The organism is Knoellia locipacati (assembly GCF_007992835.1).
GTDB classification, from domain to species: Bacteria; Actinomycetota; Actinomycetes; order Actinomycetales; family Dermatophilaceae; genus Knoellia; species Knoellia locipacati.
Map to the genome: position 1 here is coordinate 419,145 of NZ_BKBA01000008.1, position 11,549 is coordinate 430,693.

At 69.7% G+C, this 11,549-nt stretch carries 12 protein-coding genes; all 12 read left to right on the plus strand.

Annotated features, from left to right (window positions below):
• Nucleotides 1-14: 14 nt before the first annotated feature.
• The 12 genes from KLO01_RS10225 to rplL all read left to right on the plus strand — a co-directional run bounded on the left by KLO01_RS10225 (nt 15) and on the right by rplL (nt 11,426).
• A complete protein-coding gene (locus KLO01_RS10225; protein ID WP_147064712.1) occupies nt 15-842 on the plus strand; it encodes an MlaE family ABC transporter permease in 828 nt (275 codons plus the stop codon).
• 2 nt (nt 843-844) lie between these two features.
• Entirely contained in the window at nt 845-2,155 is a 1,311-nt protein-coding gene (locus KLO01_RS10230; protein ID WP_147064713.1) for an MCE family protein, read from the plus strand.
• The gene (locus tag KLO01_RS10235; RefSeq protein ID WP_147064715.1) at nt 2,152-3,180 is read left to right on the plus strand and encodes an MCE family protein; all 1,029 of its coding nucleotides are present in this window, start codon (nt 2,152-2,154) and stop codon (nt 3,178-3,180) included. Before KLO01_RS10230 ends, KLO01_RS10235 begins: the two co-directional genes overlap by 4 nt.
• Nucleotides 3,177-4,148 carry an MCE family protein gene (locus KLO01_RS10240; protein WP_147064717.1) on the plus strand — a complete coding sequence of 324 codons (972 nt, stop codon included), beginning with the start codon at nt 3,177-3,179 and terminating at the stop codon, nt 4,146-4,148. Before KLO01_RS10235 ends, KLO01_RS10240 begins: the two co-directional genes overlap by 4 nt.
• The gene (locus KLO01_RS10245) at nt 4,145-5,380 is read left to right on the plus strand and encodes an MCE family protein (RefSeq protein WP_147064719.1); all 1,236 of its coding nucleotides are present in this window, start codon (nt 4,145-4,147) and stop codon (nt 5,378-5,380) included. Before KLO01_RS10240 ends, KLO01_RS10245 begins: the two co-directional genes overlap by 4 nt.
• Complete coding sequence (locus KLO01_RS10250; RefSeq protein ID WP_147064721.1) at nt 5,377-6,630, plus strand: MCE family protein; 1,254 nt, start codon at nt 5,377-5,379, stop codon at nt 6,628-6,630. Before KLO01_RS10245 ends, KLO01_RS10250 begins: the two co-directional genes overlap by 4 nt.
• The gene (locus KLO01_RS10255; RefSeq protein WP_147064722.1) at nt 6,627-7,898 is read left to right on the plus strand and encodes an MlaD family protein; all 1,272 of its coding nucleotides are present in this window, start codon (nt 6,627-6,629) and stop codon (nt 7,896-7,898) included. Before KLO01_RS10250 ends, KLO01_RS10255 begins: the two co-directional genes overlap by 4 nt.
• Entirely contained in the window at nt 7,895-8,386 is a 492-nt protein-coding gene (locus KLO01_RS10260; protein ID WP_147064724.1) for an Rv1363c family protein, read from the plus strand. Before KLO01_RS10255 ends, KLO01_RS10260 begins: the two co-directional genes overlap by 4 nt.
• Nucleotides 8,370-9,143 carry a hypothetical protein gene (locus KLO01_RS10265; RefSeq protein ID WP_147064726.1) on the plus strand — a complete coding sequence of 258 codons (774 nt, stop codon included), beginning with the start codon at nt 8,370-8,372 and terminating at the stop codon, nt 9,141-9,143. Before KLO01_RS10260 ends, KLO01_RS10265 begins: the two co-directional genes overlap by 17 nt.
• Nucleotides 9,144-9,226: 83 nt before the next feature.
• A complete protein-coding gene (locus KLO01_RS10270) occupies nt 9,227-10,009 on the plus strand; it encodes a hypothetical protein (protein ID WP_147064728.1) in 783 nt (260 codons plus the stop codon).
• A 319-nt stretch (nt 10,010-10,328) separates the two neighbouring features.
• Complete coding sequence (gene rplJ, locus KLO01_RS10275; protein ID WP_147064730.1) at nt 10,329-10,958, plus strand: 50S ribosomal protein L10; 630 nt, start codon at nt 10,329-10,331, stop codon at nt 10,956-10,958.
• Nucleotides 10,959-11,036: 78 nt separating this feature from the next.
• Complete coding sequence (gene rplL / locus KLO01_RS10280) at nt 11,037-11,426, plus strand: 50S ribosomal protein L7/L12 (protein ID WP_147064732.1); 390 nt, start codon at nt 11,037-11,039, stop codon at nt 11,424-11,426.
• Nucleotides 11,427-11,549: the final 123 nt, after the last annotated feature.

An 11,549-nucleotide genomic window follows, 5' to 3' on the forward strand; every position in this document is an offset into this window, starting at 1 on the left:
GGGGTGAGCACACGATGAGCCGGACCAAGGACCTCGCTGCCCGACCGGGCAAGGCGCTGGACTCGCTGAGCGACCAGATGCACTTCTACGTGCGCTCGATCGCCTGGAGCCCGCGCACCATCCGCCGCTACAAGAAGGAGGTCCTGCGCCTCCTGGCCGAGGTCTCCCTCGGCAGCGGTGCCCTGAGCGTCATCGGCGGCACCGTCGGAGTCCTCACCTTCATGGCGTTCTTCACCGGCAGCCAGGTGGGCCTGCAGGGCTACTCCTCGCTCAACCAGCTCGGCACGGGCGCGTTCGCCGGCTTCCTCGCGGCCTACCTCAACACCCGTGAGATCGCCCCGCTCGTCGCCGGCCTCGCTCTCGCCGCCACCGTCGGCTGCGGCTTCACCGCCCAGCTCGGAGCCATGCGCATCTCCGAGGAGGTCGACGCGCTCGAGGTCATGGGCATCCCGTCGCTGCCGTTCCTCGTGACGACCCGCATGATCGCCGGCTTCATCGCCGTCATCCCGCTCTACGTGCTCGGCCTGCTGTCGTCCTACGCGGCCACCCGGTTCATCGTCACCGACTACTTCGGGCAGTCCAAGGGGACCTACGACCACTACTTCCACCTGTTCTTACCGCCGGTCGACATCCTCTACTCGTTCCTCAAGGTGCTCGTCTTCGCGGTGATCATCATCCTGATCCACTGCTACTACGGCTACACCGCCAGCGGCGGCCCGGCCGGCGTCGGCGTGGCCGTGGGCAAGGCCGTGCGGACCTCCATCGTCGCCATCAACCTCGTCGACTTCTTCTTCTCGCTCGCCGTCTGGGGCGCGACGACGACGGTGAGGATCGCGGGTTAGCCATGGCCAACAGCGCAGCTCTCGGACGACTCGGCCACCGCACCTACGGTGTGGCGTTCCTCGTCGTCGTCGCCCTGCTCCTCTCGCTCTCGATCGCGTCGTTCAACAAGGTCTTCACCGACGTCGTCAAGGTCAACCTCGAGACCAACCGGATCGGTAGCCAGCTGCAGGAGGCCTCGGACGTCAAGATCCGCGGCCTCATCGTCGGCGAGGTCCGGTCGATCGAGCCGCACGGCGACGGTGTCACCCTGGGCCTCGCGCTCAAGCCCGAGATGGTCGACCTCATCCCTGCCAAGGTGAGCGCCCGCCTGCTGCCCAAGACGCTCTTCGGTGAGCGCTTCGTCGACCTCGTCCCGCCCGAAGGCAACCAGGGCCGCTCCATCCGGGCCGGCGACGTCATCCCGCAGGACCGCACGACCCTCGCCATCGAGCTCGAGCAGGTCTTCGAGGACCTCCTGCCGCTGCTGCGCGCGGTCGAGCCGGCCAAGCTGTCGGCCACCCTCAACGCGCTGGCCTCGGCGCTCGACGGACGCGGTGCCAAGCTCGGCAAGAACCTCGTGCTCGTCGACCAGTACTTCACCCAGCTCAACCCGCACATGCCGACGATCCAGGCCGACATCTCGGGTCTCGCGGACCTCGCGAGCACGTATGCCGTCGCGGCACCCGAGCTGCTCCGCGCGGCCAAGGCGCTGCTCACGACGAACACGACGATCGTCGAGAAGCAGAAGGAGCTCGCCGGGTTCCTGGCGGGCACGGCCGGGTTCGCCAACACGACCGCCGGGTTCCTCGAGACCAACCAGAACCGGATCATCCAGGTCGGCCGGGTCCAGCGCCCCACCCTCGAGGTCCTCGCCAAGCACTCACCGATCTATCCCTGCTTCACCCAGGGGCTCGTGGGGTGGCTGCCCCGCGCCCGCCAGATCTTCCGTGACGGGATGTTCCACATCACCATGGAGCTGCCGCAGCAGCGCCCGGGCTACCGCCCCGGCGAGGAACCTGCCTGGCGCGACAAGCGCGCGCCCGACTGCAAGGGACTGCCGACGAAGTTCGGCAACCAGGACAACCCGCGTGGCGGCTCGAAGTTCGACGACGGCTCGGCCGGTGCGCCGACCTACGTGAGCCACTCCGCCCTGCCCCAGGCCTTCCTCGCACCCGAGGGCGCCCGGATCCCCACGGTGGACGCGGGCCTCGCCGGGACGGTCGAGGAGCAGAAGGTCGTCGGCGCGCTCGTCGGTCTGCCCGAGGGTGAGGACGCCTCTCTCGCAACCCTGCTCGCCGGTCCCATGATGCGCGGCACGGTGGTGAGCCAGTGAAGACCACCTCGAGCCTCGTGAAGTTCATCATCTTCGCGATCGTCACCATCCTCGCCACGGCGACGCTCGCCGCGACCATCGCCAACATCCAGCCGGGCGACCGCAACTCGTTCACCGCACGCTTCAGCGACGTCACCGGACTGGCCAAGGGCCACGAGATCCGGATCGCGGGTGTCCGCGTCGGCACGGTCAAGAAGATCGAGGTCGCCAAGGACCGGACCAACGCCGACGTCACCTTCGACGTGCTCGCCTCGAGCGTCCTCACCCAGGGCACGGTCGCCACGATCAAGTACCGCAACCTCATCGGCGAGCGCTACATCTCCCTGACCCAGGGCCCGGGGGCGGCGACCCCGCTCAAGGACGGCGCGACCATCCCCCTCGAGCGCACCCACCCCGCCCTCGACCTCACCGTCCTATTCAACGGCTTCAAGCCGCTCTTCGCGGCGCTCTCGCCCAAGCAGGTCAACGAGCTCTCGGGCCAGATCATCTCGGTCCTGCAGGGGGAGGGCGGCAACATCAACACCCTCCTCGGCCAGACGGCCTCGCTCACGAGCACGTTGGCCGACCGCGACAAGGTCATCGGCAACGTCATCACCAACCTCACGACCACGCTCTCGACCGTCGAGCAGCACGACGACGCCCTCGGTGAGCTGCTCATCCAGCTCCAGCGCTTCGTCTCCGGGCTCTCCGCCGACCGCAAGGCGATCGGTGAGTCGCTGACCAACATCAACTCGGTCACCGACGAGACCGCGCAGCTGCTCGCGGCCGGTCGCCCGGACATCAAGAACGACATCGCCCAGCTGGGCGCGCTGGGAGCGACGCTCAACAAGCCGGCCAACACCGCGGCATACGAGAAGTTCATCACCGGTTCGCCGGGCAAGATCGCGGCGATCACGCGGACGGCGACCTACGGCTCGTGGTTCAACTTCTACCTCTGCCACTTCGACGTCAAGAACCTCGCCCTGCCGACCGGTCCCACACCGGGTGGCCTGGGCTACAACGTGGCCGCTGCGAGGTGCCGATGAGCACCCCGTTCCGCTCCCGTGACCCGCTCAAGATCGGCATCGTCGGTCTGGCGGTCATCGCGCTCGTGCTGTTCGCGGCGTTCAACGCGTCCTCGCTGCCCCTCATCGGTGGCGGCCAGGACTACTCCGCGTCGTTCACCGAGGCCGGCGGCCTGCGCTCCGGCGACGAGGTGAGGATCGCCGGCGTGCGGGTCGGCAAGGTCAAGGACATCCGCCTCGCCGGCAACAAGGTCGACGTCGACTTCCGCATCACCGAGGACGTCGCCTTTGGCCCCCAGTCGGGCGCGTCGATCCGGATGAAGACCCTGCTCGGCCAGAAGTACGTCTCGCTCGAGCCCAAGGGTCGCGGCCAGATGGCCGAGGGCACGACGATCCCGACCTCGCGCACCGTCTCGAGCTACGACATCATCGACGCCTTCTCGGACCTCACCGAGACGACCGAGCAGATCGACACCAAGCAGCTCGCCGACTCGCTCGACACGATGGCGCGCGAGTTCACCGACACCCCCGCCAACGTCACGCTCGCACTCGACGGCCTGAGCCGGCTCTCGCGCACGGTGGCCAGCCGCGACACGGAGCTCCGGACGCTGCTCAAGGCCGCCAACTCGGTCTCGGGCACGCTGGCCGACCAGAACAAGGTCATCGAGAAGATCATCGTCGACGCCGACCTGCTCCTCGCCGAGCTCTACGAGCGGCGCGACGCGATTCACACGCTCTTCACGAACACCAGCGCCATGGCGGTCCAGATCACCGGTCTCGTCCGGGACAACCGGGCCCAGCTCGGCCCGGCCCTCAAGCAGCTCAACGGCGTGCTCGCGACGCTGCGCAAGCACGAGGCCGACCTCACCCGGACCATCGACGCGATGGCGCCGTTCACCCGCGTCTTCGCGAGCACGCTCGGCACCGGCCGCTGGTTCGACACCTACATCCAGAACCTCACGGTTCCCGTCGGGACGGTGGGGCGATGAAGAACGCAGGCATCCTGAGCAAGGTCGTCGCGGCGCTCGTCGTCGTCGGCCTCGTCGCGGCCGCCTTCGTCTGGTGGCCGCGCGGCGACAAGGTCACGGTGACCGGTGAGTTCGGGCGGGCCGTCGGGCTCTTCCCCGGCTCCGACGTCCGGGTCCTCGGTGTCCGCGTGGGCACGGTGACCGCCGTCGAGCCGCGCGGCGAGAGCGTGCGGGTGATCTTCGAGGTCGACGAGGACGTCAAGGTCCCGGCCGACGCCAAGGCCGCGGTGGTGGCTCCCTCGCTCGTGAGCGACCGCTACGTCCAGCTGCTCCCCGCCTGGACGGCAGGGCCGACGATGAAGTCCGGCGCGACGATCCCGCGCGAGCGCACCGCCGTCCCCGTCGAGCTCGACCGGGTCTCGCAGAGCCTGGACGACCTCATGGTGGCGCTGGGCCCGGAGGGCGCCAACAAGGAGGGCGCCCTGACCCGGGTCCTCGACACCGGCGCCCGCAACCTCAAGGGCAACGGCGCGAACCTCCACGAGATGAACCGCAACCTCTCGCAGGCGGTCCAGACCTTCGCCGAGGGCCGCGGTGACCTCTTCGCCACGGTGAAGAACCTCGACACCTTCACCGGGATGCTCGCCACCAACGACGCCCAGGTCCGGCGGCTCAACACCGACCTGTCCAAGGTCTCGGACCAGCTCGACGGCGAGCGCGACGACCTCGCCGCGGCGCTCAAGAACCTCGCCGTCGCCCTCGCCGAGGTCTCGACGTTCGTCAAGGACAACCGTGCGCTCATCACCCAGGACGTCGACCAGCTCACAGCCCTGACGTCCGCGGTCGCGGCCAAGCGCGACAGCCTGGCCGCCACCCTGGACAACGCGCCAGTCGCCCTGTCGAACCTCCAGCTCGCCTACAACCCGTCGTCGGGCACGCTCGACACCCGGGCCAACGTCGAGGGCCTCGACGACCCGGCACTCATCCTGTGCTCGCTCATCACGGGCCCGACGGGCACCGGCAACACCAACCTCTGCGCGACGCTCCAGCAGCTCATCCCCAAGGGCGGCCTGCCGCTCCCGGGCGTGCTCAACCTGCCCGGCCTGTCGGCGGTCCCGCCCGCCCTCACGGCGGCCGGAGCCACCGCCGCGGCGCCCGCGGCGACGGCCGAGCCCGCGGCGCAGACGCCCGGCGTGGCGGTCCGGGGTGCCGACGTGACCCTCGGTGGACTGCTCCCGAAGGAGAAGCCATGACGTATGCCGGCCCACGCAGAACGTCGTACCCGCGCCCACCCCGGGGGTTCCGCCGGCTGCGCGCCGTGGCGGTGGCTGCTGCCGTGGCCGTGACCCTGACCTCCTGCCAGGGGGCCTTCGACCTCCCGCTGCCCGGGGGCGCCAAGGGTGACGGGCCGTCGATGACCATCAAGGTCGACTTCGCCGACGTCCTCGACCTCGTGCCCAAGTCGGCGGTCAAGATCGACGAGGTCGCCGTGGGCCAGGTCGAGAAGATCGAGCTCAACGGCTGGACCGCCCGGGTCACGCTGCGCGTGCCGAAGTCGAGCAAGCTGCCCGACAACGCCATCGCCGAGCTCAAGCAGTCCTCGCTGCTCGGCGAGAAGTACATCGCCCTCGCCCCGCCCAAGGACGGCAAGGGCGTGGGGACCCTGTCGCAGGGAGACCTCATCCCGCTCGAGCGCACCAACCGCAACCCCGAGGTCGAGGAGGTCCTCTCGGCGATGTCGCTGCTGCTCAACGGTGGCGGGGTCGGCCAGCTCGCCGTCATCGAGCGCGAGCTCAACAACGCACTGCGGGGCAACACCGACGAGATCAAGCACCTCATCGGCGAGCTCAACACCTTCGTCGGCGGGCTCGAGGACCAGAAGGCCGAGATCGTCCGGGCCATCGACATGATCGACCGGCTGGCGGCCCGGCTCGCGGCGCAGAAGGACCTCATCGCCCGCACCCTGGAGGAGATCCCCAAGGGGCTGAAGATCCTCGCCGACCAGCGCATCCAGCTGACCCAGATGCTCCAGGCCCTCAGCCGGCTCGGGGCCGTCGGGACGACGGTGATCCAGGGGTCCAAGAAGGACCTGCTCGCCAACCTCAAGCTGCTCGGCCCCATCCTCGGCCAGCTCAACAAGGCCGGCGACGCGCTGCCCAAGTCGCTCGAGCTGCTGCTCACCTACCCCTTCCCGGACGCCGCCCTCGGCGCGATCAAGGGCGACTACACCAACCTCTCGATCTCCGCCGACCTCGACCTGCGCGAGCTCAAGATCCTGCAGAGCGGGGGAGGCCCGGCCCTGCCGCCGGGACCGACCCTGCCCAACCTGCCGAGCGTCCCGGTGCCCCAGGTGCCGATCCCGTCGGTGCCCGTGCCCCAGGTGCCCACGCCCCGGCCCACGACGACCAAGCCGCCGGCGAACCCGCTCTGCCCGCCGCTGTGCACGGGGAGCGCCCCGGGTGACCAGTCGTGGACCTCGCTGTACGGAGGTGGTGCCGCATGATCCGCACGTTCACCCGGGTCCAGCTCGCGGCCTTCACCCTCATCACCATCGTCGCCGTGTCGATCCTGTCCGCGAACTACATCGGGCTCACCGAGCGGATCCTCGGCGGCGGCCCGAGGATCAAGGCGTCGTTCGCCCAGTCCGGCGGGATCTTCGTCGGCTCCGAGGTCACCTACCGCGGGGTCAAGGTCGGCCGGGTCTCCGGACTCGAGCTCGAGAAGGACGGCGTCCTCGTCGTCGCCCAGCTCGACCGGGGGACCGAGGTGCCCAAGGACACCAAGGCCGTCGTCGAGAACCGCTCCGCCGTGGGCGAGCAGTACCTCGACCTCCAGCCACGCACCGCGGACGGCCCCATGCTCGTGTCGGGAGACCTCATCCCGCGCAAGGACACGGCATACCCGATCCGCGTCGACGAGCTCCTCCTCCACGTCGACAAGACCGTCCGCTCGGTCGACCAGGACGACCTCCGGACCGTCGTCGACGAGCTCGGCAAGGGCTTCGACGGCGCCGGACCCGACCTCTCGCGCCTCATCGACAACGGTGACCTGCTCACGCAGGCCGCGATCGACGCGCTCCCAGAGACCATCCGGCTCATCAACCAGAGCAAGACCGTGCTCGACACCCAGCGGGACACGTCCCCGCAGATCCGGAACTTCGCGACCGACTTCGCCAACCTCTCCGAGACGCTCCAGGCCTCGGACGGCGACCTGCGGCTCATCCTCGACCGCGGCGTCGTCGCGTCCAAGGAGCTCGAGGGCCTCGTCAAGGACAACCAGGCCGACCTCGCCGTGCTCATCGCGAACTTCATCACCATCGGCCAGGTGACGACCTCTCGCGTCGACGGCCTCGAGCAGATGTTCGTCACCTACCCCGAGGTCGTCGTCGGCGGCTACACCGTGGTCCCGGGCGACGGCACCGCGCACTTCGGCGTGCAGACCGCCCACGACCCGGTCGTGTGCACCAAGGGCTACTCCGGGACCAAGCGCACCGACCCGAACCAGACGCAGAACCTCCCGCCGCTCAACACCAAGGCCGGCTGCACCCTGCCCCGAGGCTCTGCCTCCAACGTCCGCGGCGCCCAGAACGCCCCGCGGCCGCGCAGCGGGGTCGCGTCGTCGCACCCGCTCTCGCTCGCCGACCGGATGCTGCCGCTGGGCAACGCGGCGGCCGCCGACGGGGCACCGCAGGTGTCGGCACCCCTGGCTCCGACCGGTGGGGCGGCCGGTGCAGACTCGTGGTCGTGGATCATGCAGGAGGCCGCTCGATGAGCCGCGCGACACCCGTGCGGGTGCTGTGGGCGCTCACCGCCCTGGTGCTCGTCGCCACCGTCGTGCTCGCCGCCACGCGCGGCCGCGACTGGTGGCAGGCCCGGGTCACCGAGAACGCCCAGAACGACGCGCTCGCGGCCGGGCGCCAGCTCGCGGTGAACTTCGCGACGATCGACTACCGCAAGGTCACCGAGGACACCGACCGGGTCAAGTCCGGGGCGACGGGGGAGTTCCTCGCGAGCTACACCTCGCAGCTCGACGACCTGCGCAAGGTCATCGTCGACAACAAGTCGGTGAGCAAGGTCGAGCGGTCCGAGGCCGCCCTGGTCGACGGCGACGAGGACTCGGCGACCGTCATCGTCGGCATCATCGCGCCCACGAGCAACACCGTCGTGCCGCAGGGCGAGAAGAAGACCTATCGCACCAAGCTCGGCCTGCGCCGGGTGGGGGAGCAGTGGAAGGTGGAGCGCCTTGAGTTCGTCGGCTAACCGTCGTCCCCGCGTCGCCGGGCAGCGTCGCCGGCCCGTGCCGGGGGTCGAACCGGCGACGCCGGAGACCACCCCCGAGGTCGAGACCGCCGGGCCCGCGGACGCTCCCGCGGACGGCGACGACGCCGACGCCGGCGACGAGCTCCCCACCGAGCCCGGGACCGCCACCGACACCGACACCGAGACGGAGACCGAGAGCGACGCCGCTCCGGACACCGACACCGACACCGAGCCCACGGTGGCGACCGGCTCCGATGCCGATGCGCCGGCGACGGCGCCGACCCGCCGGCGGCTGCTCATCCCCGCCGTGGCGCTCGCCCTGAGCCTCGCCCTGCTCGCTGCGCTCCTCCTCGTCACCCGCGAGGACCCGGCGCAGCGCAGCCGCGACGCGAGCGCCGCCAGTGCGACAGCGCGCTCGACGCTCGAGCAGATCCTCAGCTACAACCACGCCACGATGACCCAGCAGGTCCCGGCCAACCAGGCGCTGCTCACCGGGAAGTTCAAGGACGAGTTCGCGACGACGATGACCAAGACCATCGTGCCGCTGGCGACCAAGGACAAGACCGTCGTCAAGGCCCGCGCCTACGAGGTCGGGGTGATGTCGCAGGGTGACGACACCGTCACCGTGCAGGCCTTCGTCGACCAGGCGCGCACGAGCGACGCCCAGAAGGAGCCCTCGATCGACCAGAACCGCGTCATCGCCACGATGACGAAGGTCGGCAACCGCTGGCTCGTCTCGGCGCTCAAGGCCTACTGAGCCCACCTGACAGGGCGAGTTCGGCCCTCGGCCCGCACCGCGGCTACGCTCGAAGGACTCAACTGGGAGGGAACCCACACACCATGACACTCTCGATGCGCCGCTCCAGCGGCGCCGCACTTGCACTCGCCGGGCTGCTCGCACTCGGTGCCTGCGGCTCCTCCGACGGTGGCTCCGGCTCCGGCAGCGGCACCTCCGAGACCGGCACCAAGGACTCCGGCTCCGACGCCGCGGCCAAGGGCGACAAGGTCGACGCCGGCGAGGTCGCCGGTCGCATGGTCAAGGCCATGGAGAAGGCCGGCAGCGGCACGATGACGATGAAGACCGGTGGCCAGGAGGCCAAGGGCGACTTCCGCTACGTCGACGGCAAGCTCGAGCAGCACACCAACGTCCCCGTCGAGGGCTCCGAGATGGAGATCATCGCGGTCGGAGACTTCGTCTACCTCAAGGGTCTTCCGGGCCAGGCCAAGCCGTGGGTCAAGATCGACCCCAAGGCCGACGACCCGATCAGCCAGATGTTCAAGGGGATCGTCGAGGGCGGCGTGAGCGACCCGGCAAAAATGGCGGCGAACCTCAAGGGCACCGAGGCCACGGTCAAGGCCACGGATGGCGACAAGACGACCTACGAGTTCTCGGTCGACCCGGCCAAGGCCATGGGCTCCACCCCCAGCCCGTCGCCGAGCGCGACGATGAAGCCGCTGACGATGACCTACGTCCTCGACAAGGACGACCGTCCCGTGACGATCTCGACGTCGGCCGCCGGCCAGTCGATCGAGGTCACCTACGGCGACTGGGGCAAGAAGGTCGACATCTCCGCACCACCGGCCGACCAGGTCGGCCCGATCAGCATGCCCTCCGCAGGCTGACCCACCCGCTGCTCGACTCCTTGCCCGGCTGGGACAGCGCGCCGGCGCTCGCCGTCCCGCCGGGGCAAGGAGTCGAGGTGGATTTGGCCGTGGGGTCCTCGCCCGTCTACTGTGTCCCTTGACCAAAGACCGCCGGTGGTCGGGTGCACCCGCACCAGACCGAAGGTTCCGCGAGAGCGGGCGACCAGCGCAGGCCGAGTTTCACCGTGACCGACGGCGTATGCCGCAGTGTCACCTCGTGAGCCCCGCGCCCTGCGCCGGGGCTCGATCTGTTTGACGCGGTCCTTCCCGGAGGTCGAACCGACGGAAGGAGGCCCGAATGTCTCGTGCAGACAAGTCCGCGGCGATCGCCGAGCTCGCGGAGAAGTTCCGTAGCTCCAACGCCGCTGTTCTCACGGAGTACCGCGGGCTCTCGGTGGCACAGATCACCGAGCTTCGTGGTGCCCTTCGTGGCAACGCGACCTACGCCGTGGTCAAGAACACGCTGACCGAGATCGCCGCCAAGGAGGCCGGAGTCACGGCCTTCGACGGCCAGCTCGTGGGCCCGTCCGCCATCGCCTTCGTTGAGGGCGATCCGGTCGAGGCTGCCAAGGGTCTGCGTGACTTCGCCAAGGCAAACCCCCTCCTCGTGATCAAGAGCGGCCTGCTCGACGGCAAGGCGCTCTCGTCCGACGAGATCAAGAAGCTCGCGGACCTCGAGTCCCGCGAGGTGCTCCTCGCCAAGCTGGCCGGCGCCATGAACGCGTCGCTCACGCAGGCTGTCTACCTCTTTGCCGCGCCGCTGTCGCAGACCGCTCGGGTCGTCGACGCACTGCGCGCCAAGGTCGAGACGGAGGGTCCGGCCGTGGCCGAGCCCGCCGCCGAGGCCGCTTCCGAGGAGACCCCCGCCGACGCCGCACCTGCGGCCGAGGCCACCGAAGACGTCGCCACGGGTGGCGACGACGCCTGAGCAGCCGCGCGTCAGCGCAGCTGTCCCAGGGACACACCACCGCCACTCACGGCATACACACAGTAGAAAGGCGCCACCATGGCCAAGCTCAGCACCGACGAGCTCCTTGAGGCCTTCAAGGAGATGACCCTCATCGAGCTCTCCGAGTTCGTCAAGCAGTTCGAGGACACCTTCAACGTCACCGCCGCCGCGCCCGTCGCGGTCGCCGGTGTCGCTGCCGCCGCCGGTGGCGGCGACGCTGCCGCCGCGGAGGAGCAGGACGAGTTCGACGTCATCCTGACCGCCGCCGGCGACAAGAAGATCGCCGTCATCAAGGAGGTCCGCGCGCTGACCTCCCTCGGTCTCAAGGAGGCCAAGGACCTCGTCGACGGCGCCCCGAAGCCCGTCCTCGAGAAGGTCGACAAGGCCGCGGCCGACAAGGCCAAGGAGCAGCTCGAGGGCGCAGGCGCGACCGTCGAGCTCAAGTGAGCTGAGCCTCGACAGAGGCTGACTCGCCGTGAACGGGCGGGATGGATCCACGAGATCCGTCCCGCCCGTTCCGCATGTCCGGGCCCCTGACGTGGGCCGACACGCCAAGGGAGTGGGCACCGG

Excerpts from the sequence above, each read along its gene's own strand:
- KLO01_RS10225 (WP_147064712.1), top strand. The coding sequence starts at position 15 with ATGAGCCGGACCAAGGACCTCGCTGCCCGACCGGGCAAGGCGCTGGAC.
- KLO01_RS10230 (WP_147064713.1), top strand. The coding sequence starts at position 845 with ATGGCCAACAGCGCAGCTCTCGGACGACTCGGCCACCGCACCTACGGT.
- KLO01_RS10240 (WP_147064717.1), top strand. The coding sequence starts at position 3,177 with ATGAGCACCCCGTTCCGCTCCCGTGACCCGCTCAAGATCGGCATCGTC.
- KLO01_RS10245 (WP_147064719.1), top strand. The coding sequence starts at position 4,145 with ATGAAGAACGCAGGCATCCTGAGCAAGGTCGTCGCGGCGCTCGTCGTC.
- KLO01_RS10250 (WP_147064721.1), top strand. The coding sequence starts at position 5,377 with ATGACGTATGCCGGCCCACGCAGAACGTCGTACCCGCGCCCACCCCGG.
- KLO01_RS10255 (WP_147064722.1), top strand. The coding sequence starts at position 6,627 with ATGATCCGCACGTTCACCCGGGTCCAGCTCGCGGCCTTCACCCTCATC.
- KLO01_RS10260 (WP_147064724.1), top strand. The coding sequence starts at position 7,895 with ATGAGCCGCGCGACACCCGTGCGGGTGCTGTGGGCGCTCACCGCCCTG.
- KLO01_RS10270 (WP_147064728.1), top strand. The coding sequence starts at position 9,227 with ATGACACTCTCGATGCGCCGCTCCAGCGGCGCCGCACTTGCACTCGCC.
- rplJ (WP_147064730.1), top strand. The coding sequence starts at position 10,329 with ATGTCTCGTGCAGACAAGTCCGCGGCGATCGCCGAGCTCGCGGAGAAG.
- rplL (WP_147064732.1), top strand. The coding sequence starts at position 11,037 with ATGGCCAAGCTCAGCACCGACGAGCTCCTTGAGGCCTTCAAGGAGATG.